General features: G+C 61.7%; 22 protein-coding genes. 15 read left to right on the forward strand and 7 right to left on the reverse strand.

What is annotated here, in order from left to right; all coding sequences use genetic code 11:
- Positions 1 to 250: 250 nt before the first annotated feature.
- The gene (locus KRX51_RS04730) at positions 251 to 1165 is read left to right on the forward strand and encodes a tyrosine recombinase XerC (RefSeq protein WP_218361806.1); all 915 of its coding nucleotides are present in this window, start codon (positions 251 to 253) and stop codon (positions 1163 to 1165) included.
- On the opposite strand, the gene KRX51_RS04735 is transcribed toward KRX51_RS04730, so the two are convergent.
- Positions 1162 to 1701 (reverse strand): M23 family metallopeptidase, encoded by a 540-nt coding sequence (locus KRX51_RS04735; protein WP_218361807.1) that lies wholly within the window; start codon positions 1699 to 1701, stop codon positions 1162 to 1164. The two genes, KRX51_RS04730 and KRX51_RS04735, sit on opposite strands and share 4 nt — an antisense overlap.
- Positions 1702 to 2079: 378 nt before the next feature.
- Here KRX51_RS04735 and rpsB point away from each other — a divergent pair, with 378 nt between their 5' ends.
- The 5 genes from rpsB (at position 2080) to KRX51_RS04760 (ending at position 6420) form a co-directional block, all read left to right on the forward strand.
- Positions 2080 to 2937: a 30S ribosomal protein S2 gene (gene rpsB / locus KRX51_RS04740; RefSeq protein WP_218361808.1), complete on the forward strand. Its 858-nt coding sequence runs from the start codon at positions 2080 to 2082 to the stop codon at positions 2935 to 2937.
- 52 nt (positions 2938 to 2989) lie between these two features.
- On the forward strand, positions 2990 to 3817 hold the full coding sequence (gene tsf / locus KRX51_RS04745) for a translation elongation factor Ts (protein WP_218361809.1): 828 nt from the start codon (positions 2990 to 2992) through the stop codon (positions 3815 to 3817).
- Between the two features lie 249 nt (positions 3818 to 4066).
- Positions 4067 to 4753, forward strand: a complete 687-nt coding sequence (gene pyrH / locus KRX51_RS04750) for a UMP kinase (protein WP_370625050.1) — start codon at positions 4067 to 4069, stop codon at positions 4751 to 4753.
- 176 nt (positions 4754 to 4929) lie between these two features.
- Positions 4930 to 5487 (forward strand): ribosome recycling factor, encoded by a 558-nt coding sequence (frr, locus tag KRX51_RS04755; protein ID WP_218361811.1) that lies wholly within the window; start codon positions 4930 to 4932, stop codon positions 5485 to 5487.
- Between the two features lie 51 nt (positions 5488 to 5538).
- A complete protein-coding gene (locus KRX51_RS04760; protein WP_218362275.1) occupies positions 5539 to 6420 on the forward strand; it encodes a phosphatidate cytidylyltransferase in 882 nt (293 codons plus the stop codon).
- A gap of 84 nt (positions 6421 to 6504) precedes the next feature.
- Here the strand turns inward: KRX51_RS04760 and KRX51_RS04765 are convergent, their stop codons facing one another.
- Positions 6505 to 6903 (reverse strand): lipopolysaccharide assembly LapA domain-containing protein, encoded by a 399-nt coding sequence (locus KRX51_RS04765; protein WP_218361812.1) that lies wholly within the window; start codon positions 6901 to 6903, stop codon positions 6505 to 6507.
- Between the two features lie 116 nt (positions 6904 to 7019).
- Between KRX51_RS04765 and rlmN the strand changes: the two genes are divergently transcribed.
- Entirely contained in the window at positions 7020 to 8132 is a 1113-nt protein-coding gene (gene rlmN, locus KRX51_RS04770) for a 23S rRNA (adenine(2503)-C(2))-methyltransferase RlmN (RefSeq protein WP_218361813.1), read from the forward strand.
- Positions 8133 to 8230: 98 nt separating this feature from the next.
- Here the strand turns inward: rlmN and KRX51_RS04775 are convergent, their stop codons facing one another.
- Positions 8231 to 8650: a DUF2631 domain-containing protein gene (locus KRX51_RS04775; protein ID WP_218361814.1), complete on the reverse strand. Its 420-nt coding sequence runs from the start codon at positions 8648 to 8650 to the stop codon at positions 8231 to 8233.
- A gap of 207 nt (positions 8651 to 8857) precedes the next feature.
- On the opposite strand from KRX51_RS04775, the gene KRX51_RS04780 reads away from it, so the two are divergent.
- The 3 genes from KRX51_RS04780 to map all read left to right on the forward strand — a co-directional run bounded on the left by KRX51_RS04780 (position 8858) and on the right by map (position 13002).
- Positions 8858 to 10090 (forward strand): M50 family metallopeptidase, encoded by a 1233-nt coding sequence (locus KRX51_RS04780; RefSeq protein ID WP_218361815.1) that lies wholly within the window; start codon positions 8858 to 8860, stop codon positions 10088 to 10090.
- 71 nt (positions 10091 to 10161) lie between these two features.
- Positions 10162 to 12036 carry a penicillin-binding transpeptidase domain-containing protein gene (locus KRX51_RS04785; RefSeq protein ID WP_218361816.1) on the forward strand — a complete coding sequence of 625 codons (1875 nt, stop codon included), beginning with the start codon at positions 10162 to 10164 and terminating at the stop codon, positions 12034 to 12036.
- A gap of 75 nt (positions 12037 to 12111) precedes the next feature.
- The gene (gene map / locus KRX51_RS04790) at positions 12112 to 13002 is read left to right on the forward strand and encodes a type I methionyl aminopeptidase (protein WP_218361817.1); all 891 of its coding nucleotides are present in this window, start codon (positions 12112 to 12114) and stop codon (positions 13000 to 13002) included.
- A gap of 6 nt (positions 13003 to 13008) precedes the next feature.
- On the opposite strand, the gene mtr is transcribed toward map, so the two are convergent.
- Together mtr and KRX51_RS04800 are read right to left on the reverse strand one after the other, a co-directional pair.
- Positions 13009 to 14445, reverse strand: coding sequence for a mycothione reductase (gene mtr, locus KRX51_RS04795; protein ID WP_218361819.1), 1437 nt, complete (start codon positions 14443 to 14445; stop codon positions 13009 to 13011).
- 62 nt (positions 14446 to 14507) lie between these two features.
- Positions 14508 to 15464: an alpha/beta hydrolase gene (locus tag KRX51_RS04800; RefSeq protein WP_370625022.1), complete on the reverse strand. Its 957-nt coding sequence runs from the start codon at positions 15462 to 15464 to the stop codon at positions 14508 to 14510.
- Positions 15465 to 15698: 234 nt separating this feature from the next.
- Between KRX51_RS04800 and mqo the strand changes: the two genes are divergently transcribed.
- Positions 15699 to 17195, forward strand: coding sequence for a malate dehydrogenase (quinone) (mqo, locus tag KRX51_RS04805; protein WP_218361822.1), 1497 nt, complete (start codon positions 15699 to 15701; stop codon positions 17193 to 17195).
- A gap of 82 nt (positions 17196 to 17277) precedes the next feature.
- Here the strand turns inward: mqo and KRX51_RS04810 are convergent, their stop codons facing one another.
- Complete coding sequence (locus tag KRX51_RS04810) at positions 17278 to 18018, reverse strand: YaaA family protein (protein ID WP_218361823.1); 741 nt, start codon at positions 18016 to 18018, stop codon at positions 17278 to 17280.
- Between the two features lie 38 nt (positions 18019 to 18056).
- On the opposite strand from KRX51_RS04810, the gene KRX51_RS04815 reads away from it, so the two are divergent.
- Complete coding sequence (locus KRX51_RS04815; RefSeq protein WP_218361825.1) at positions 18057 to 19808, forward strand: proline--tRNA ligase; 1752 nt, start codon at positions 18057 to 18059, stop codon at positions 19806 to 19808.
- Here KRX51_RS04815 and KRX51_RS10310 read toward each other — a convergent pair whose 3' ends face one another.
- Positions 19809 to 20813 carry a DUF4439 domain-containing protein gene (locus tag KRX51_RS10310; protein ID WP_218361827.1) on the reverse strand — a complete coding sequence of 335 codons (1005 nt, stop codon included), beginning with the start codon at positions 20811 to 20813 and terminating at the stop codon, positions 19809 to 19811.
- A 43-nt stretch (positions 20814 to 20856) separates the two neighbouring features.
- On the opposite strand from KRX51_RS10310, the gene rimP reads away from it, so the two are divergent.
- The 3 genes from rimP to KRX51_RS04835 all read left to right on the forward strand — a co-directional run bounded on the left by rimP (position 20857) and on the right by KRX51_RS04835 (position 22945).
- The gene (rimP, locus tag KRX51_RS04825) at positions 20857 to 21432 is read left to right on the forward strand and encodes a ribosome maturation factor RimP (protein WP_218361829.1); all 576 of its coding nucleotides are present in this window, start codon (positions 20857 to 20859) and stop codon (positions 21430 to 21432) included.
- 15 nt (positions 21433 to 21447) lie between these two features.
- Positions 21448 to 22434 (forward strand): transcription termination factor NusA, encoded by a 987-nt coding sequence (gene nusA, locus KRX51_RS04830; RefSeq protein WP_218361831.1) that lies wholly within the window; start codon positions 21448 to 21450, stop codon positions 22432 to 22434.
- Between the two features lie 205 nt (positions 22435 to 22639).
- Positions 22640 to 22945 (forward strand): YlxR family protein, encoded by a 306-nt coding sequence (locus tag KRX51_RS04835; RefSeq protein WP_218361833.1) that lies wholly within the window; start codon positions 22640 to 22642, stop codon positions 22943 to 22945.
- Positions 22946 to 22971 lie beyond the last annotated feature (26 nt).

Consider the following 22971-nt stretch of genomic DNA (forward strand, 5'->3'; position numbering starts at 1 on the left):
GTTTTACACAGAAATCGGCACAGGGAAGAATTATCGGCAATGAGGGCTTGCTTACTAAAACTCGGTATGTAAAATAGGCCAGGCAAGCCTAAGAGTGAGGCACAAGGCGCGGGCTGGCGCCGCTCTCACTTCCCCTGCGGGGTATGGTCTTGCATCATGGGTGAGGCAAGGGCGGCGGCGCCACAAACTCTTCGGAGTTGGCGCCGCCGCCCTCCGTATTTTTCCCCACAGGTAGCAGCGGAGGGCACCAATGGCGCAGCCTGACACCGATAGCGGTCTCACACCAGCCGCCGAAGAAGTCCTCGACGACTTCCTCGATTACCTCCACTACACCCGAGGGCTATCTGCGCGCACAGTCGCCGCCTACCGGGCAGATCTCATCCCTGTTCTTGCCGGTCTCGCCACCGTCGACACGCTTACCCTGAGGCATATCCGTAATGACCTAGCTCGTCGCCATAGCGCCGGGGCAGCACGGAGTTCACTTGCTCGCGCCACAACCGCCATCCGGCAATTCTGCGCCTGGGCAACAGAACACAACATCCTGGACACAGACCCCTCAGTGCGACTGTCCTCCCCAAGCACCCACCGGCACCTGCCAGAAGTACTCACCACCGACCAGGTTCGCCAGGCCCTAGGCAGCATTATCGACACCAGCAACACCCCCAACCCCGAAGATGCCCGCGACGCCGCACTTGGCGAAGTGCTCTACTCCACAGCCATCCGCGTCAGTGAGCTCTGCGGCTTGAATATCGGCGATATCGACCTCGACCGGCGCACCCTGATTGTCACCGGCAAGGGCGATAAACAACGCACCACCCCCTTTGGTGAACCAGCAGCCATTGCGCTGTCAGCCTGGCTGGAACAACGCCCACAATGGGCCACCGCAGAATCCGGGGAAGCGCTCTTCCTTGGTCGGCGCGGCAAGCGGCTCGACCCACGTCAGGCGCGACGCATTGTGCACCGCATCACCGCGTGTACCGGCGTTGACCTTTCTCCCCACGGGCTACGCCACTCAGCCGCCACGCATATGGTCGAAGGCGGCGCGGACCTGCGGATTGTCCAAGAACTGCTCGGCCACAGCTCTCTTGGCACCACGCAGCTCTACACCCATGTTTCAGTAGACAGGCTGCGCGAAGCCCATAAACGCGCCCACCCCCGGTCTTAACCACCACCGGTGGGCTTGAGCACTATTGGGCGCAGGCCAAGCAGGTCGAGTGGGTTGATATAGCGCTCACCGATCTTCGCGCCCCACTGCAGCCCAGGATCGCGGCCGGCAATAACGTGGCCGATGACCATTCCGGCACGCACCTCATCACCGCGGCTCACAACCGGCGCAACAGCCTGATACGTGGTGCGCAAGCCCATTGGGTGCTGGAGCGAAATCGTCGGCACGTGAGCGACATCACCGGCATAGAGCACCACTGCATCACCAGAAGCGCGCACCGCCGCGCCCACCGGTGCTGCTAAATCCACACCACGGTGACCCGGTAACCAATCCTTCTCTGGTGGATCAAAAGCACGGATAACAGCGCCAGGCACCGGCCGCAGGTGCACAGTTCCATCCGGGGCCGCAGAGGCCACCGACACCTCGGCGGCAGCCCAAAAGCAGTGGCTGACCTGTAGGGGAGTGGAGACCGCAACAGTCAGGGCCAGTGCCACACACCAGGTGATACAGCGACGACGTCGGGTTGTTAGGCGCATAGTCACCATCCCAGCAGCACCGGCGAAGCCGTACCGGTGCGCGGGCCTAAGGCTGCGGGTTCAATGTGTACACAGCAGGAAGGTGTGGACAACGAATCGCCGGGAGGGGGCAAAAATGGCGTATGACCGGCGCAGGCGTTAAACTCTCGTTCGCAGCATGTCCGCCGCCAGGTGGACAGCTGACATCGCGCGCTTGCCATCGCTTCGGGTGTAGACACGGTGGCCCTGTAACTGGGGTCAAGTCTACGTCCACGGCAGGCGCCAGGGTGCAGGGAGAACCTGCACACATGACCAACCGAGTACCTACAGAAAGCGAGGAAGGGAAGCAGCCGCACCTAGGCAAAACCTAGTTAAGCGAGAGGACTTCCCTGACAAGTTATGGCAGTTGTCTCTATGCGAGAGCTCCTCGACGCTGGTGTCCACTTCGGCCACCAGACCCGTCGCTGGAACCCGAAGATGAAGCGTTTCATCTTCACCGACCGCAACGGCATCTACATCATTGACCTGCAGCAGACGCTGACCTACATCGACGAGGCCTACGAGTTCGTTAAGGAGACCGTCGCCCACGGCGGCAACATCCTGTTCGTTGGCACCAAGAAGCAGGCTCAGGAAGCTGTCCAGACCGAGGCGGAGCGCGTGGGCATGCCCTACGTCAACCACCGCTGGCTCGGCGGCATGCTGACCAACTTCCAGACCGTCGCCAAGCGTCTGAACCGCCTGAAGGAACTTCAGGCTATGGAAGCCGCCGAGAATGGCTACCAGGGTCGCACCAAGAAGGAAATCCTGATGCTCACCCGCGAGCGCACCAAGCTGGAGCGCACCCTGGGCGGCATCCGCGATATGTCCAAGGTGCCCTCTGCGCTGTGGATCGTCGACACCAACAAGGAGCACATCGCTGTCTCCGAGGCCAAGAAGCTCGACATCCCCGTCGTCGCCATCCTTGACACCAACTGCGACCCGGACGACGTCAACTACCCGATCCCGGGCAACGACGACGCCATCCGCTCCGCCACCGTACTGACCCGCATCATCTCCTCCGCTGTGGAAGAGGGCCGCAAGGTCAAGGCCGAGCGCGAAGCAGCCGCCAGCCGCGAGGCCGCCGGCGACGCCAATAAGGGCGCCGAGTCCGCTCCGGCCGACAAGCCCGCCGAGGCTGAGGCCAAGGCTGAGCCGGCCGAGAAGACCGAAGCTGCCCCGGCGGCCGAGGACAAGGCACAGGCACCGGCCGCAGAGTAATCTGCGCCACCGCCACCAGTTCGAAAACCACTAACTAGGAGGGTCGCCACATATGGCGAATTTCACCGCTGCGGACGTCAAGAAGCTCCGTGAGCTGACCGGCTCCGGCATGAAGGCATGCAAGGATGCTCTCGTCGAGACCGACGGCGACTTCGACAAGGCCGTCGAAATCCTGCGCATCAAGGGCGCCAAGGACGTCGGCAAGCGCGCTGAGCGCACCGCCGCCGAGGGCCTCGTTGCTGTCTCCGGCCACACCATGATCGAGGTGAACTCCGAGACCGACTTCGTCGCGAAGAACCAGGAGTTCATCGACTTCGCCAATAAGGTCGCCGAGGCCGCCGCTGCCGCCAAGGCCAACTCCGCTGAAGAGCTCGCAGCAGTCGAGGTCGACGGCACCCCGGCCGGCGAGGCCACCCAGGCGCTGTCCGCCAAGATCGGTGAGAAGCTGGAACTGCGTCGCGCTGTCACCCTCGAGGGCGACAACGTTGCCAAGTACCTGCACCACCGTGCCGCCGACCTGCCCGCCGGCGTCGGCGTGCTGGTTGCCTACACCGGTGAAGGTGAGCAGGCCGAGCAGGCCGCCCACACCGCCGCTATGCAGGTTGCGGCCCTGAAGGCTAGCTACCTCTCCCGTGAGGATGTGCCGGCCGAGCGCGTCGAGTCCGAGCGCGCCGTGTTCGAGAAGATCTCCCGCGAAGAAGGCAAGCCCGAAAAGGCCCTGCCGAAGATCATCGAAGGCCGCCTGAATGGCTTCTACAAGGACACCGTCCTGCTGGAGCAGCCCTCCGTTGCTGACTCCAAGAAGACCGTCAAGCAGCTCATGGATGAAGCTGGCGTCACCCTGACCGGCTTCGCCCGCTTCGAGGTCGGCCAGCACTAAGCTCGCCGCCTACCCAAGCTAGGCACCCATAAAGGCCCGCCCCTCCCGGCAACCGGGAAAGGCGGGCCTTTTGGCGTGACCGAAACCTCTCACCTGCGAACTGCCGACAGAGCCAACCAAGCCGGTATGTTGGAACCCGGCCAACACCCGCACTGCGGGCACTGACAGCGACATGACAGTCGCGCCACATACGAGGAGGCAACCTTGACCACCGAGCAAACCGAAAAGCGACAAGGCTTCAAGCGGGTCATGTTAAAGCTGGGCGGTGAAATGTTCGGTGGCGGCGCAGTCGGCGTCGACCCTGATGTGGTTGTCAACGTTGCCCGCCAGATCGCCGAGATCGCCCGCAGCGGCACCGAGGTCGCGGTCGTGATCGGCGGCGGAAACTTTTTCCGCGGCGCCCAACTCTCGCAGCGCGGTATGGACCGGGCGCGCTCGGACTATATGGGCATGCTCGGTACCGTGATGAATTGCCTGGCCCTGCAAGACTTCCTCGAACGCGAAGGCATTGACTGCCGCGTCCAAACCGCCATCGAAATGACCCAGGTCGCCGAGCCCTACCTCCCATTGCGCGCAAAGCGCCACCTGGAAAAGGGCCGGGTAGTCATCTTCGGCGCCGGTATGGGCATGCCGTTCTTCTCCACCGACACCACCGCAGCCCAGCGCGCCCTGGAAATTGGGTGCGAGGTGCTGCTGATGGCCAAGGCCGTCGACGGTGTGTACGACGATGACCCGCGCACCAACCCCGACGCCAAACTCTTCACCGAGATTTCGCACCGCGCCTGCATCGAGCAGGGCCTGAAGGTTGCCGACGCCACCGCCTTCTCGCTGTGCATGGACAACGACATGCCGATCCTTGTGTTCAACCTGCTCACCGAAGGCAATATTGCCCGTGCGGTCTCCGGCGAGCCGATCGGCACTCTGGTCAGCTCCTAGCTCATCCCCGCCGCGCGGCTGGGTGTACTCTCCGCCGCGCGCGGCATGGAAGACCTGAGCACCGCGTCGGCAAGCTGATAGATTCGAATACAGTGACGGTGCGGCCGGTGCCGCCGCTAAAGATGCACCGTAACCCGGGTAACCGGGGACGATAACAATCAACTAAAAGAGGCGACATGATCGACGAAACCCTGCTGGATGCCGAAGAAAAGATGGGCAACTCCGTGGAGCACTGCCGCGAAGAGCTCACCACCATCCGAACCGGCCGCGCCAACCCAGGCATGTTCAACAACGTCATGGCCGAGTACTACGGCGTGCCGACGCCCATTACCCAGATGGCGACTATCTCCGTGCCGGAGCCGCGGATGCTGCTCATCAAGCCGTATGAGCAGTCGCTGATGGACGATATTGAAAACGCCATCCGCAATTCCGATCTTGGGGTTAACCCCACCAACGACGGCCAGGTCCTGCGGGTCACCGTGCCGCAGCTGACCGAAGAACGCCGCCGCGAAATGGTGCGCGTCGCCAAGTCCAAAGGCGAAGACGCCAAGATCGCGATTAGGAACGTGCGCCGCAAGGGCATGGAAACCCTGAAGAAGATCCAGAAGGACGGCGACGCCGGCGAGGACGAAGTCCAGGCTGCTGAGAAAGAACTCGACAACATCACCAAGACCTACGTGTCCAAGGTTGATGACCATGTGGAGCGCAAGGAAAACGAGTTGATGGAGGTCTAGGTGGCGCCCACCACCAAACCCAGTGATGTGAAAGGCGAGTAGCACGTGTCCATGCCAGGTCGCGAACGATTACGCGACGAACTGCGCCTACCTAAACCGCGCAATGCCGCCGGGCGTAATCTGCCCGTCGCAGTTGCCGTCGGCGTCGCACTGGGTGCCTTAGTCATCGTCGCTATCCTCGGCGGCCCCACCCTGTGGTACCCACTGCTATCGGTGGCCACCCTGCTAGCTACCTGGGAAGTCACCACCCGGCTGCGTCAATCCGACTGGCATGTCCCGCGCACTGTGCTGCTCATCGGCGGCCAAGCCATCGTGTGGTCCACCCTGCCCTGGGCCACCCGAGGCATGCTGGTCGCACTCATCCTCACCGTGATGTGTGCGGTCGTGCAGCGCCTGTTCTTCAACGGCATCGACCGACCGCCACGGAACTGGTTACGCGACTCCTCAGCCGCCGTGTTCGTCACCTTGTGGATCCCGGTGTGCATGGGCTTCGGCGCGATGCTGTCCACCCTCGAACCAGTCAACGATATTGACCACCGGTGGTTCATCTTCAGCTTCATGATCGGTGTGGTCGCCAGCGATGTGGGTGGCTACGTCCTGGGCGTATTTTTCGGCAAACACCCTATGGCCAAAGCAATTAGCCCGAAGAAGTCCTGGGAAGGCTTCGCCGGCTCCATGCTCTTTGGCATTGTGGTCTCCCTTTTTACCGCCACGGTGTTGCTGCACCAGGCCTGGTGGTTCGGCATCGCCCTCGGTGTGGGGCTGGTTGTCTCAGCAACACTGGGCGACCTGGTGGAATCCCAGTTCAAACGGGACCTTGGCATTAAGGACATGTCGAAGCTCATCCCCGGCCACGGCGGGCTGATGGACCGGCTCGACGGCATGTTGCCAGCCGCAGCCATCACCTGGTGCCTACTGTCCTCAGTCAGCTAGCACTACCGACAACACCAACGGGCGCCCGGCGGATAACCGCCAGGCGCCCGTTGGTGTTTATGCCCGGGTGGGTCGGGCTATGGCTTAGCTTTTGCGGATCTGGCGGCGCAGCTGCGCCATCCGCAAGCCGCCGACAATCGCCATAAGCAGTGCGCCGATAATCGCGGCAAGCAGCATGCCCACACCGAGCGGGAACTCAAAATCCCACATGAAGAAGTGCAGGGTGACCTGGTCGACGTTCTGCATGATAAATGCCAACAGCACAATCAGCAGCAGGGCGCCGACGATCAGCGCGGTCCAGGTGCTGCCTGCCAGGGAGCGCTTGACCTTCTTCTTCGGCGCCGAATGAGTGGTGTTATCCACCTGGGTGGAGTGCTCTACAGCCTGGTTGTCCTGGGCCGGGGCCGGGGTGGTGCGTGCTGCCGGGTCAGCGGCGGCGTCAGGGGCCTCGTACGCGCGGGTCTCGTCGTGTCGTTCAGTCATGATCCCTATTCAACAGGATCGGTGCGCAATGTGGAATAAGAGTCATTATTTGTGCCGCTGGCTCACTCCCTGTCGGTTCGCTTAGGTGCAGGTAGACATGACATGCTTAAACCACCATGAGCAAGACTTTGCCCCTCGTTTTCACAGCCCCCCGACGAGGTATGCCAGACAAGCACCTTGCCGACCTCGACGCCGCAGGGCGTAAAGAGGCCGTGCAAGGCCTAGGCCTACCCGCATTCCGAGCCGACCAGATCGCCCGCCACTACTACGGGCGCCTAGAAGCAGATCCGCTAACTATGACGGACCTGCCTGAAGCAAAGCGCGCAGAAATCAAAGACGCGCTTTTCCCGCCGTTGATGACGCCGGTACGCAATGTCGCCACCGATAATGGCGACACCCGCAAAACCCTGTGGCGCGCTGAGGACGGCACCTTACTGGAATCAGTGCTGATGCGCTATTCCGACCGCGCTACCTTGTGCATTTCCTCGCAGGCAGGTTGTGGCATGGCGTGCCCATTCTGCGCCACCGGCCAGGGCGGCCTACAGCGCAATCTGTCCACCGCCGAGATTGTGGATCAGGTCCGCGACGCGTCGGCAGCAATGCGCGATGGCGCCCTGCCTGGTGGCCCCGGCCGCCTTACCAATGTTGTGTTTATGGGCATGGGTGAACCGCTGGCGAACTATAAGCGCGTTGTTGCTGCGGTGCGCCGCATTACCGAGCCGGTACCCAACGGGTTCGGTATCTCGCAGCGCAATGTTGTGGTCTCTACCGTTGGCCTGGCCCCAGCGATCCGCAGGCTTGCCGACGAGGGACTGTCGGTGACACTGGCGGTGTCGCTACACACTCCCGACGATGAACTGCGCGACACGCTGGTGCCGATCAATAATCGCTTCTCTGTGGCAGAGGTCCTCGACGCCGCGGCGTACTACGCCGACCGCACCGGGCGCCGGGTCTCCATTGAGTACGCGCTTATCCGCGATAAGAATGACCAGGGCTGGCGTGCCGATATGCTCGGCAAGAAGCTGCACAAGGCGCTTGGTTCCCGAGTGCACGTCAACGTCATCCCGCTGAACCCGACCCCAGGGTCGGAGTGGGACGCAGCACCGAAGGAACGCCAGGACGAGTTTGTGCGCCGCGTGATCGCCCAAGGTGTGCCCTGCACCGTGCGTGACACTAAGGGCGATGAAATCTCGGCGGCCTGTGGCCAGCTGGCGGCTGAAGAGAACTAGCCACAGTGGTGCCAGTGCACCGCTGGGCATAAAAAGAACCCACCCTTGCCCGCGCTCAACGCCGCGGGGGAGGGTGGGTTTTTGGGAAAGCTGGGGTTTTAGGCCAGCTCGTGGTGCTTGGGGTCGTTGTTGCTTGCTACGCGGTTCCACGCACGCTGCTGAGAATCAGTCAGCTCGGCGTACACGCCGGTGCCATTGACCTGGTCACGGCACCATTCCGGCTCCTGGTGGCCCAGGGGCTTATTGCGTGCGGTGACGGTGCGCACCTGGCTGCCGCGCGGGGTGAAGGCGTGCCACAGCAGGGCGATGATGAAGATGACGCCGAGCGAGATGAGCCAAATATTCTCAACATTGCCGTGATGGTTGCCGTGCAACATCAAGAACAGGAAGACAACGGACACCCAACCAAACTTCTGCTTGGCGCCCTTGCTGAGGCCATGCCAGCCCCACTTGGCCGACGGCTCGTCGAGGGTGCTGACGCCGTTGTAGAACTCTTCCTTCTGGTGGGACTGGGACACGGGTTCCTCCTGTTTGCCACGTACCTATTAACGAGTATTTTGGCACACTCTCAGCTAAAAATGAGTATCGGGTCCAGGATAGCCCGAGAAATCCCCCAAGTGGGCAACCCCACCCGGGTAGGTTCTGCCCACAATCACCCCTTATCGCTCCATTTGCTTGGCCCGGTGTGCGCGGAGCATTGCCGCCGGCTTCGTTAGACTGCCGATGTGTCTTTCATTCTCGGAGTTGTGCTTTTCGCCGTCGGCATCGCGCTCACCATTGCCCTGCACGAATGGGGGCACCTGACTGCTGCCCGCATCTTCGGCATGCGGGTGCGCCGCTATTTCATTGGCTTTGGCCCCACCATCTGGTCAACAAAGCGGCGGCACAGCGGCGGTGGTGGGCACATCACCGAATACGGGGTCAAAGCAATCCCGCTGGGTGGTTTTTGCGATATCGCAGGCATGACCGCCCAAGACCCAATTTCGCCCGAAGAAGAGCCCTACGCGATGTGGCGCAGTCCCTGGTGGCAGCGCATTATCGTGCTCTGCGGCGGCATCATGATGAACGTCATCATCGGAATCATCCTGATCTATATCGTCGCCGTCGCCTGGGGCCTGCCTGACCGCGATATTGACCTGCGTCCCATCGTCGACGACACCCCCTGCGTGCCGGCAACCCAAAACCCCGACGGCACCTTCCCCGAATGCACCGGCACCAGCCCGGCCGCAGCCGCCGGGCTGCGCAGCGGCGACATCATCACCGAAGTCAACGGCGCAGAAGTGGAGACTTTCGCCGATGCCACCGACGCCATCCGCGCCGCCGAGGCGAACGTCATCGATCTGACGGTGCTGCGCGGCCAAGACACCCTAGAGGTCACAGTGGTACCGGAAAAGGCCCAGCGCTACACCAGTGCTGGTGCTTTAGTCACCGTGCCCGCTGTCGGCGTGCAGTGGGACGTTCCCGACCAAGCGATTGAACAGTTCGGCCCGGTCAGTGCCATTCCTGGTGCGATCTTGTTCACCGGTGACATGTTCGACGCGGTATTCAAGGGGCTCATCAGTATCCCCGAAAAAGTCCCCGGAGTCGTTGCCTCGATCTTCGGCGGGGAGCGTGACCCCGAATCGCCAATGAGCGTTGTCGGCGCCTCCCGTGCCGGAGGCGACCTGGTTGAGCGCAGCATGTGGTCGGTATTTGTGATGCTGCTGGCAAACCTCAACTTCTTCCTGGCCTTCTTCAACCTCATCCCGCTGCCGCCACTGGATGGCGGGCATATCGCGGTGGTCATATATGAACGCATCCGGGATTTGCTGCGCCGCGCCCGAGGTCTTGCCCCGGCAGGTCCTGCCGATTACCGCAAACTGATGCCACTGACCATGGCGGTCACCGCAGTATTGCTTGTCTTTGGTGTGCTAGTTATTACCGCTGACGTGGTCAATCCGATTCGTCTTTTCGGCTAGTACGCCTGTGCTGCGGCCCTGTTCGGCGTGGCAGCAAAGCAAACGCTGTGCCGCCGATTAGATTTCCACCCATGACAGTTAACGGGCGTGCAGGCCGCTGCGGTGAGCGGGAAAGCAGTCATTTGCGCCTTCTCACCGCACTGCTGGCTACTGTGCTGCTGGTAGCCATTACCGCCTGCACCCCACGCCCGGATACCGGCTCTGATGTGTTGTCGAAGTTCCTTGAGGCGCTTTCCGAAGCCGATATCCCTCATGCCGCCGAGCTCACCGACCGCCCGGAAACCGCCGAGAAGGATCTCAGCGAGGCCTGGCAGGGTCTCAAACCTAAGCGCATTGAGGCCGAAGTGGAGTCGCTGAGCGCCAATGGGGCCCAGTCCACCGGCACCGTGCACCTCACCTGGTTCCTGCCGGAGCAGCGCACCTGGTCGTATGAGACCACCATGCATCTTTCCCGCACCGGGGAGCGGTGGAAACTGCGGTGGGCGCCGTCGGCCTTGCACCCGCAACTTGGGGCGAATCAACACCTAGCATTGCGTCCCGTGCCAGCGCCGCGCACCAATGTTGTTGGTTCTGATGGGGCTGCGTTGTTGGAGCCGGGAACGGTGCACCGGGTGGTGATGGACCGAGATGTGGTCGACAGTGTGCAGGGCACGGTGAACCGGATCGCCACGGTGGTCAATAATGGTTTCCCGGCCGAGGATGAGTCAGCGCCGAAGGTCGATACCCGTGCGGTCGGCTCCGCCGCGCAGTCAGGTAAGGGGGCGTATTCGGTTGCGGTTTTGCCGCAGGGCACCCCGGATAATGTGCTCGAGCAGCTCAAGGGTGTGCCTGGGGTGAGCGTTAATGACGAGGCCGCCATGATCCGTCCCGATCCGGCTTTTGCCCCAGAGTTGATGAGCCGTATTGAAAACCTGGTTGCTGATGGGCCGCGCGGTGATGATGGGTGGCGTGTTGTTGCGTCCAGTCCTGAGGGCGCTGCTCTTGCCGAGTTGCACCGGGTAGATCCTGAGGTTCGCCCGGCGGTGCACGCAAGTATCGCCAAGTCCGTGCAGGATGCTGCCCAGCGCGCCGTTGATACTCGTTCCGATGCCCAGGCCATGCTGGTTGCGATCCGCCCGTCGACAGGTGAGGTGTTGGCCGTCGCCCAGACGAAGAAGGCTGATGAGTTGGGTGATGTGGCGCTGACGGGACAATTCCCGCCTGGCTCGACTTTTAAGATCATTACTGCCACTGCGGGCATGGAGATCGATGATCTCAATCCGGGTTCGACTGTGCCATGTCCGGGCACGATGGAGATCGGCAACCGTATTGTCACCAACTACAACGGCATGGGCGTGGGCATGACGTCGCTTTCCGACGCTTTCGCCCGCTCCTGTAACACCACTTTCGGCAATATTTCGCACGGGCTTCGTCCCGGCCAGTTGCAGCAGCAGGCCAAGGCTTTTGGTCTTGGGGTGGACTATTCCGTTGCTGGTCTGACCACCATCACCGGCTCAGTGTCGGATACTGAGGAAGACGCCGAGCGTACCGACGCCGGCTATGGCCAGGGCAAGGACCTGGCCAGCCCCTTCGGGATGGCCCTGGTTGCCGCCACCGTCGCTCATGGCAAGACCCCAATGCCCACACTCGTGCCGGCCAAAGGCACCTATGCGGACAATTCGGCTACGCCGTTGAATCCGCAGACCCTCGATGAGCTGCGCAGCATGATGCGCGCTGTGGTGACCTCCGGTACTGCAGTGGCCATTGCCGGCAGGGGAGAGGTCTACGGCAAAACCGGTGAGGCGGAAGTCGACGGTGGGTCGCATTCGTGGTTCGCTGGCTACCGTGGTGACCTCGCTTTTGCGACGCTGATTATTCACGGCGGCGGTTCAGAACATGCGGTGGCGATTACGGATCAGTTCCTCGCCGGCGTCGATGAGGCTGAGGTTCTTCCCGTACCCAACTAGCGGCATAGCAGGGCTGTACAGGGGTGAGTCGGTATCGACGTCAGCGTCGGTAAGCACCCGAGTACCATGAGCGCCATGAAGTCGCGTGCCATGTTAACCCCGCAAAAACCCACCCCGATTCGCACTGTGCCGGCCTCGATTGTGCGGCCTGAGTACGCCTGGAAATCTGAGGTTCAAGAAGGCGTCGGCGAGCCGCTGGTGCAGTCGCCGGAGGATATTGAGGCCATGCGCGAGGTCTCCCGAATCTCTGCTGACGCCTTAGCTGAGGCCGGTAAGGCATGTATCCCGGGTAATACCACCGACGATGTCGACAAGGTCGTACACGAGTACCTGCTCGACCACGGAACTTACCCGTCCACGCTGGGGTACCGAGGCTTTGAGAAGTCCTGCTGCACCTCGCTCAACGAGATCGTCTGCCACGGCATCCCCAGCACTCAGGTCATCGAAGACGGCGATATCGTCAATGTTGACGTGACCGGCTACCGCGATGGGGTCCACGGTGATACCAACCGCACGTTTTTCGCCGGCGATGTCTCCGAAGAACACCGCCTGCTAGTGGAGCGCACCTACAACGCCACCATGCGCGGAATTAAAGCCATCAAGCCGGGCCGGCAGATTAACGTCATTGGTCGCGTTATTGAGGCCTACGCGAAACGGTTCGGCTATAACGTCGTCCGCGATTTCACCGGCCACGGTGTGGGCACAACCTTCCACAACGGCCTCGTGGTGCTGCACTATGACGACCCCAGCCAGGACACCATCCTGGAACCGGGCATGACCTTAACCGTGGAGCCGATGATCAATATCGGCAGCCTGGACTACAAGATCTGGGATGACACCTGGACGGTGCAGAACACCGACGGTAAATGGACCGCCCAGTTCGAACACACCATCCTGGTCACCGACGACGGCTACGAGATCCTCACCCTGCCCAGCGAGGGCGAAATCGACCCCGCCAAGAACTAGGTGTCACTAGGCCTCGTCGAACTCGAGGCCCAGCAGGGCGTTTTCCAGCAGCTCCGGCAGTGCCGGGTGAATCCAGTACTGCTGGGAGGCTGCCTCGCGGCAGTCAATATTGAACGCAATCATCTGTACGCACTGCTGCACCAAAGTCGCGGCCTGCTCGCCAATGAAATGAGCCCCGAGCAGACGCCCGGTGTGCTTATCGGCGATGAGCTTGCAGAACCCGTGGGTGTCCTCTAGGGCCCAGCCATAGGCAACATCGGAGTAATCCTGCACCTTGACGGTGATCTCCTTGCCATTGGCCTGCGCCCACTCGGTGGCTTGTTCCTCCGTCATGCCCACCTGGCCGATCTGGGGGTGGGAGAAAATAGCCGAAGGCACCACGCCCTTGCTCTGGGTGCGCAGCCGTGACTCGGCATTAGCACCACCATCGCGGCAGGCCAGCACGTTCTGGAACACCGCGGTCGCCTCGAAATTCGCGACGTGCTTGAGCTGATGCGCGGAGCTGACGTCACCTAAAGCCCACACCCCATCAGCGCTGGTACGGCCGAAAGCGTCAACAGCGACCCGGCCATCATCAGTCATCTCCACACCGCCCTTATCGAGGTCCATCAGGTCCCCATTGGGTGTGCGGCCGGTAGCGACTAACAATTCCTGGCCGCGCACGGTCGTGCCGTCGGAAAGGGTGGCGACGATATCATCACCGTCGGCACTCAGCTCATCGATGACGGTATTGAGATGCACATCCCAATTATTGGTGACGACGTCAGTAAAACGCTGCGCAACGTCGCCATCGCAATGCCGGACCATCAGCCCGGAACGGTTGATGACATGCACGGTGACACCCAAGGCGGAGAAGACGTGGGCGAACTCGCAGGCGATATAGCCCGCACCGAGAATGATCATCTCCTTGGGGAGCGTGTCCATGCGCATCACATCCGCATTGGTGCGGTAGTCCACACCAGAATCGAGCACGAACTGCGGAACTGACGTGCGCGAACCTGCAGCAATAATGACCTGGTCAGCGGAGATGGTGCGCTGCGTATCGCCCTGGCCGGTGACGATAGTGCGCTCACCGACAAACCGGGCGTGCTGATCGTAGACATCAATATTGGGTGTCTCAGTGCCTCGGCGGTAGGCCTCGCCGCCCTCGGCAATGGGGTCGATGCGCTTGGCGAAAACACGCTCCCGGATGGAATCCCAGTCGACACTGTCGACGCTGGCATGAACGCCGAGACGTCCGGCCTCACGGGCGTTAAGCGCCGCGTCCGCAGCCAAGACGTACATCTTCGTCGGAATGCAGCCAACATTCAGGCAAGTGCCTCCGAAGCGACCCTCCTCCACTAGGGCGATAGAAAGATCGTCGTAGGCGGGGGAAGGAATGGAGTTACCCGAACCCGAGCCGATGATGATGACGTCGTAATGCTTGTCTGCGGTTGCGGTCATATGTACTGCCTCACTGTTGTTGCGTGTAGTTGACCATCGTGCCCGATGACGAAGGGGTGTGCCTACTCAGCCGGGGCCACGTCGGTCGGCATATGGGTATGCAGGAACTCCAAGGTGCGGGCCATTGCCTGCTGGCGGGCATGTTCCTTGGACAAAAACACATCATGCCGGGCACCCGGGATTGCCTCAATTGTGGTCTGGGAACCAATTTTGGCAGCCCGGTCGGCAATATGATCGACATAAAGCACAGCATCGGCGGTATCCGTGGCAGGGGAGTACTCGCCCTCTAAGCGCGAGGCGTCGGAATGCATCACCAGATTCGGCACGCCGGTTTCAATGCCCTTAGCCAGCTGAGTTTGCGAACGTCGGATGGCGTCAAGCCAGGAGAACTTCTTGGAAAAACCAGCAAGTGGCTTATGCGCCAGATCGAAGTCCCACTCGCCGTATTCGGAAATATGCAGGCTCTTGCCATAGGCGGCCAAGCCCTCATCAGGCACATCGGCATTGGGGCGAAGTTTCGCCATCAAGGCCACAACGGCCTTGGTGCCACGCAGCTTTAAGCCCTTTAAAGGCAGCTCAAACCAGGGGCTATTGAAAACTGCGCAGCTAATCCGGGCATAACGCTGCGGGTCGCAGGTGCGTAATCGGTCCAGCCACAGTGCCTCGATAAGACCACCGGTGGAGTGGCCCATCGGCGCGATCCTGGGATGGCCCTGTTCGGTGATGATATCGAGCGCGGCGTTGAGCTCCTCGTCGTACAGCTTCAGGTCAGTGATGTGGTGGCGGGACTGGCCGGGGCAAAACGAACGCCCACACTTGCGCAAATCAATGGCGTAGCAGGCATAGCCATTGTCATGCAGCCAGCGGGCAACGTGGGGATGGAAGAAATAGTCACTCATGCCGTGAATCCACAGCACAGCCGGTCGGTGCGCGAAGGACTCATCGTCCGGATCTGGGCAGTAGCGGACCACGGTGGCGATGGGGTCGGTCTCACCATCGGGGTCAGTGCCAAGATGCACAGACGTATTTCTGAAACCTTCACCGAGAAGGTCGGGAACCCACGTCCGAGCAGGTTCAGGGGTGGAGGGGGGAAGCGTAGAAGAGTTCACGGCCACAATCGTACCGAGAGGTTGCTTTGGTCTCGGGGGTGTTGTGACACAATGGTTTGAGTAAGCGATAAATTCCGGGCAGCGCCCCCGCAATTCGGAGCCATGCGCTGACCCGGCCACCCCATCGTGAAGGATGTAACTGCCGTGTCTGACAATAAGCTGCCAGCAAAGACAGCAGACGAAGTTGATGTCGCGCTGATCGGCGGCGGCGTCATGAGTGCAACCCTCGGCGTGTTGCTGAAAGAGCTTGAACCGTCCTGGTCCCAGGTCGTTTTCGAAAAGCTCGACGCCCCGGCCGCTGAGTCTTCGTCTCCCTGGAATAACGCTGGTACCGGCCACTCCGCGCTGTGTGAGCTGAACTACACCCCCGAAACTGCCGACGGTGTCAATGTCTCCAAGGCCATTGCCATCAACGAACAGTTCCAGATCTCCCGCCAGTTCTGGACCTCCCTCGTCGGCGCCGGGGTACTCAAAGACCCCAGCGGATTCATCCAGCCTGTCGACCACGTTGCCTTCGGCCACGGCGATAAGCAGATTGACTTCCTGAAGTCCCGCTACGAAGCCCTCGAAAAGCTCAACCTCTTCCGCGGCCAGGAGCTCATCAACACCGAGGACCGTTTCGCCGAGTACCTGCCGCTGATGGCAGAAGGCCGCGACTTCTCCGAACCCGTCTCGGTGATCCGCAACCCCAACGGCACCGACGTCAACTTCGGTAACCTCACCAGCCAGTACCTGTCCTCGCTCAGCGATCGCGGCACCGAAATCCGCTACGGCCACTGCGTCAAGGACCTCAAGAAGGACGGCAATAAGTGGATCGTCAAGGTCAAGAACGTCCACACCGGTGATATCCGCACCGTCCGCGCCAACTTCGTCTTCGTCGGCGCCGGCGGTAACGCCCTGCCGCTGCTGCAGAAAGCAAACATCCCGGAGATCCGTGGATACGGTGGCTTCCCGGTCTCCGGCCAGTGGCTGCGCTGCACCAACGAAGACCTCATCGACCAGCACCACGCCAAGGTCTACGGCAAGGCCGCTGTCGGCGCCCCGCCGATGTCCGTGCCACACCTGGACACCCGTGTCATCGACGGCAAGCAGGGCCTGATGTTCGGCCCCTACGCCGGCTGGTCCCCGAAATTCCTCAAGACCGGCTCCTACCTGGACCTGGTCAAGGCACTGCGCCCGCACAATATCCCCGCCATGCTCGGCGTTGGTATGCAGGAACTGGGCCTGACCAAGTACCTCATCGAGGAAGTGCTCAAGGACTTCGAGGCCCGTATGGAGTCCCTGCGCGAGTACATGCCCGCAGCCCGCGACGAGGACTGGGAGATCGTCGAAGCCGGCCAGCGCGTGCAGGTCATTGCCCCGGCAGGCGCCCCGTCCTTCGGCAGCCTCGAATTCGGTACCGCCGTGATTAACGACTCCGACGGCTCGCTGGCTGGCCTGATGGGCGCCTCCCCGGGTGCCTCCATCGCCCCGTCGGTGATGATCAAGCTTGTCGAGCGTTGCTTCGGCCCGAAGATGGGCGACTGGGCACCGAAGATCAAGGAGCTCGTGCCCTCCTACGGCCAGAAGCTGGAGCAGAACCCCGACCTGTTCGACAAGGTCTGGGACGAATCCCAGAAGGCACTCAATCTGGAGCGCTAAACACACAGACACACAGTTACTGACAACGCCGCCGCAATCCCCGGAATCTCCCGGGCACTGCGGCGGCGTTTTCAGTAGGTGGTTAATGCGTGGTGATGGTGAGCACCCCGTCGATAAGCTCCACATCCAGACCCGCCTCGCGGGCCGCACTCACCGCCGAGTCCACATCAACAATCGCCTCAGCAACATCCGCACAGGCCAAAGCCCGGGCCAGCAGTCCCTTGTGCTGTTTATTGGCATGGGAGACGACCTTTCCTTCCTCGGTCACGACCCGGGCAGTTACCGCCCCAGTAACCGGGCCGAGTTTCTCGTACGCACCCGAGCGCAGGTCGATCACAACGTCGGAAAGCCCATTGAGAGCCTCGGAGAGCTCTTTGCCCCAGCGGGCCTTCATCGTCGGGGCCTTCGTGCCAGCACCATGCGCATACGGCAATTTCACCGAAGCCGACAACCGGTACTGCGGGATCGCGTCGTTAGCGGCGACCACACCAAATAACGCCGAACCGATAAGCAGCCGATCACAGGCCGCCTCAGACAAAGAATCCGCAGCTAAGGCGTCATAGAGTACTCCGGTATAGCGCTGCACCGCGGGCATCGTCGGGGAAGTGAAGAGGTTCGCGTCCGCATCGACATACTCGGCCAGCCTGGGGCCAATACCGAGCACATCCATCGCCGTATCCTCATCAGCGGCCAAGGCAACAAGATCGTTGGCGATATCAGAACGGATGTCGTTGAGAGCCGGGAAGGATAAGTCAGCAAGACTCAGCGGCGCTAAGTCGCCTCCAGCAGCTTTGGTCTCAGACGGCGGCAAGATAATTCGCATTACCCAACACTAGCCGGGTACCCGCTAGACTTTCCCCCATGATTACTCGGATGTCCCAGCTGTTTTTGCGTACCCTCCGCGAGGATCCGGCCGACGCGGAGGTGGCCAGCCACCGCCTCCTGGTCCGCGCCGGCTATATCCGCCGCATCGCCCCAGGCGTGTACTCCTGGCTGCCGCTGGGACTGCGAGTTCTGAAAAATATTGAGGCCATCGTTCGCGAAGAAATGGACGGCATCGGGGCCCAAGAAATTGAACTGCCCGCGCTGCTGCCACGCGAACCCTACGAGCAGTCCAACCGCTGGTACGAATACGGCGATAACCTGTTCCGCCTGAAGGACCGCAAGGAAGCCGACTACCTGCTCGGGCCGACGCACGAAGAAATTTTCGCCCTCACCGTCAAAGACCTCTACAGCTCCTATAAGGACTTCCCGGTCATCCTGTACCAGGTGCAAACCAAGTACCGCGATGAGGAACGCCCCCGCGCCGGCATTCTGCGCGGCCGCGAATTCGTCATGAAGGATTCCTACTCCTTCAATATGGACGACGCCGGTCTGGAGCAGGCTTACCAGGCTCACCGCGGCGCCTACCAGCGGATTTTCGACCGCCTTGGTGTGGAGTACGTCATCTGCTCGGCCATGTCTGGCGCTATGGGCGGCTCCGCTTCGGAAGAATTCCTCGCTGTCGCCGAAGCAGGCGAAGACACTTTCGTCCGTTCCACCGGCTCTGACTACGCCGCCAACGTCGAGGCTGTGACCACCCCCGCCGCGCCCGAGCAGCCCATCGAAGGCCAGCCCGCCGCCGAGAAACGACACACCCCCGGCGCGACCACGATCAATGCCTTGGTGGACTGGGCCAATAGTGCCGACGGTATCGACGAGGAAGTCACCGGCGCCGATACCCTCAAGATTGTCATGATGGCGCGCACCAAGCCCGGCAAGGACGAAGAACTCCTCGCCGTCGGCGTGCCCGGAGACCGCGAGATCGACTTCAAGCGCGTCGAGGCTGCCCTCGAACCGTCGGCAGTGCGCTTGCTTGACGACGCTGATTTCCGCAAGCACGACTTCCTCACCAAGGGCTATATCGGACCGAAGTCCCTGGCTGATAATGAGGTTGACCTGCTGGTTGACCCCCGCGTCGTGACCGGCACCCGCTGGATCACCGGTGCCGATGAACACGATCACCACATGGTGAATATGGTGGTCGGCCGTGACTTCACCCCGACCGGCACTGTGGAAGCCGCCGAGATCCGCGAAGGCGATCCAGCCCCCGACGGCAAGGGCACGCTGACCCTGGACCGGGGCATCGAAATTGGCCATATCTTCCAGCTCGGCCGCAAATACACTGAAGCCTTCGACGTCGACATCCTCGACGAAAACGGCAAGCGCGTGAAGCCCACCATGGGTTCTTATGGCGTCGGTGTCTCACGACTCATTGGCGTACTAGCCGAACAGCTGCACGACGACAAAGGCCTGCGCTGGCCCGCATCAGTAGCCCCATTCCAGGCCCACGTGGTCATCGCCAATAAGGATGCCGCCGCAGCTGAGGCCGCCGAGAAACTAGCCGCCGACCTTGATGCCGCCGGGGTGAGCGTGCTGCTCGACGACCGGCCGAAGGTATCCCCGGGCGTGAAATTCAAAGACTCCGAGCTGCTCGGTATGCCCGTGGTGGTTGTGGTCGGACGCGACTTTAAAGACGGCAACGTCGAATTGCGCGACCGCTTCCACGGCCAGACCCACAAGCTGCCCATCGGCGAGGCCGTGGCCGCGGTGCAAGAAGCCGCTCAGAAATAACTAACCCGTAAGACCGGGCAGCGCCACCTCGGGCTCCCCGGTGAACACGGCGGCACCGGCATTGGACAACCCGGAGGCGCACATAGCAAAAAGGCGCACCTTCGGGTCCTTTGCTTCGGTAACGACGCGGCGCCACGACGAAGCCGCCGCAGCTTCTAGGGCGGAGGCGAAACCCGCCGCGTCGCCATCGATATCGGCAACATCCGGGTCCGCGACATAGCCGCCGCCTGCTGCAGGAACGTCGGCGCCAGCGTCGGTAAGCATCTGAACCGCACTATCGCGCAGGCTGCGGTGCCGCTCCGCTGAAGTAACAGTCGACTCCCGCAAAGAATCCGGGACGCGAGCGGCGGCCACCCCCATGCCATAAATCAAGGCGTATTCATCGCGCAGGGCCTCGGCGATAAGCTCATCATCATTCCCGCGCAGCTTGTCGACCTGCAGCGCAGGCGGCACCAGGCGCTCCCACGCAACATCATTAAGCCGGGCGGCCAACATAATGCCGCCGGTGACTGAAACCGCCACCGCAGCGGAGTATTCAGAAGCCAAAGCCCCGCTGCTATCCATAGCCGTGTGCAGGCTAGCCGAGTCCAGCGAATCCAACAGCAACGACGCAGCAGTGGGCTGCTCCGGCGACTCCGGCGCGGGGGCAGGTTCCGGGCGGGCCACACAATCCTGCGGAGTCGTACCGTCCTTGCGCACACCACAAGCGCGGTCAATTTCGGCACCAATGACCCGCACATGCTCTTCGCGCATCCAGGCGTAATCGCCCAGCAGCTGCGCATCGCGCTCAGCCAGCGCAATCATGGCTTCCAGCATCGGATCGGGGGTAGCAAACCGCAGCGCAGAACAACCCGCAGCCGCCACGGCAAAACCGGAGCTACCCAACAAAAAAGCACGCCGACCACACTGAAAGCCGCCGCCTGTCGCTTGATGGGTGTCGAAAGAAGCGGCGGAAACAGGGCGCAACAGCAGTCGGCTGAGACGGTGAAAAGCGGGGTCAGTCACGGCCACCATCGTGCCACGGATGAAGCCAGATACACTCTTTGACATGGCTTATCCCAGCGCTGAAACCGTGACCAGCATCGTCGAACGGCCCGCAGCCGCACGCGAGCTCGATATCGAAGACGTCAAAATTGTGCGTGCCGGCGCTAAGTCCCAGGTAACCGTGCTTGTTGACGGCGAAACCGCGCCGGATCTGGACACTCTGGAAGCGCTGACTGAGGAAATCTCCGCTGCCCTCGACGCCGCCGAAGCCTCCGGTAAGGCCGAATTCGGCTCCCAGCCCTACCGTCTTGAGGTATCCACCCCCGGCGTTGATCACCCCCTTACCCGGCCCCGGCACTGGCGGCGCAACCAGGGCCGACTCGCCCGCGTGGAGGTGGCAGGGGAGGACTTCACCCTCGCCCGCATCGGTGCGCTATCCGACGACGAAACGCGCGTCATTTTGATCCCGACTGTGGCGCGGGGAACGAAAAAAGGACAGGGCAAAAAGGCCCCCGAACCCACCGCAATTGCGGTGCCGTTGGAGAAGTTGAACCAGGCAGTGGTAGAAGTTGAGTTCACACCTGCGCCCGAAACAGAAGCACATCTCGCGGGCCTGGATTTTGACGCTGCCGTGGATTAGCTGGAGGACAAACAAGTGAAGATTGAGCTCACCGCGCTGCGCGCCTTGGAAAAAGACCAGGGCATCCCGGTAAACGAGATGATCGCCATTGTTGCCCAGGCCCTCCGGGACGCCTACCGCAACACCACCGCGCCCGCCGCGTACGCCCGCGTGGATATTGACAAAGAAACCGGTGATGTCGCCGTCTACGCCCAGGAGCGTGACGAAGAAGGCAACCTGATCGAGGAATGGGAAGACACCCCCGAAGGTTTCGAAGTTGTCGCCGCGCCTAAGGTGCGCCAGGCCATCCTGCAGCGGCTGCGTGACGCCACCACCGACCAGGCGCTTTCCGAGTACGCCGACATCACCAACCAAGTGGTCTCTGGCGTGGTGCAGCGCGACGCCTTCGCCGAAGAAAAGGGCATTCAGGTCATCCGGATCGGCTCTGAGATCAACGGCCGAGACGGCATTTTGCTACCCGCTGAGCAGCTGCCCGGTGAGGCCCTCCAGCACGGCCAGCGGGTGAAGACCTACGTCGTCGGCATTGACCGCAATAACCGTGGCATCACCATCAACCTGTCACGCACGCACCCGGAATTGGTGCGCAAGCTGTTCGAACTCGAAGTACCTGAGGTCTCTGATGGCGCCGTTGAGATTGTCTCGATTGCCCGTGAGGCCGGCCACCGCTCCAAGATTGCAGTCCGTCCCCTGATTAAGGGCCTGAACGCTAAGGGTGCCTGCATCGGCCCGCGTGGCTCTCGTGTGAGCACGGTAATGGAGGAGCTCGGCGGCGAGAAGATCGACATCATTGACTTCGACGACGACCCCGCAAAGTTCGTCGGCAATGCCCTCGCCCCGGCCAAGGTGGTCTCGGTGGAGGTCATTGACGAAGACGAGCGACGCGCTCGCGTTGTCGTGCCGGACTACCAGCTCTCACTGGCCATTGGTCGTGAAGGGCAGAACGCTCGCCTGGCGGCCCGCCTGACTGGTTGGCGAATCGATATTCACTCCGACGCCGAATAGTCCCCAGGTGGTGCTACTGCGCCAATCGCTACTGCCGCGCAACGCCGCAGACTGCATTGTTGGGATTAGACCCGTAGTTAGGGTTAAGGTTAAGGACGGCCAAGAAACGAGTAGTTGACACAAAGGACGGTAGCCACTGCGCACGCACAAGCAGCAATGCACTTCGGGTTCAGCCCCCGCATCACTGCCCGCTGCGCGCTATCGCATGTGTATCGCCACTCGGAACCGATTTCCGGAAGAGCGTTTGCTGCGGGTTGTTTCCCGCGGGGAAGGCAGCACACTTCGTGTTGTGCCTGACCCCCAACGCCGGATGTCGGGGCGTGGCGCCTGGATAACTCCCACCATTGAAGCGTGGGAATTAGCCCAGAAGCGTCGTGCCTTCAGCCGCGCACTAAAGGTGTCCACAACAGTGGACGCTGGTCCCGTTCGTGACTACCTCGACACGCTCGAGGAGGACGACCGCCAACAGCGGCCGGGACCATTGAACAAGGAAGAAAGACTTAAACACTGATGAGCACACGATGAAGCATCAGCGAT

The sequence above is a fragment of the Corynebacterium sp. TAE3-ERU12 genome, from assembly GCF_019209905.1.
Lineage (GTDB): Bacteria > Actinomycetota > Actinomycetes > Mycobacteriales > Mycobacteriaceae > Corynebacterium.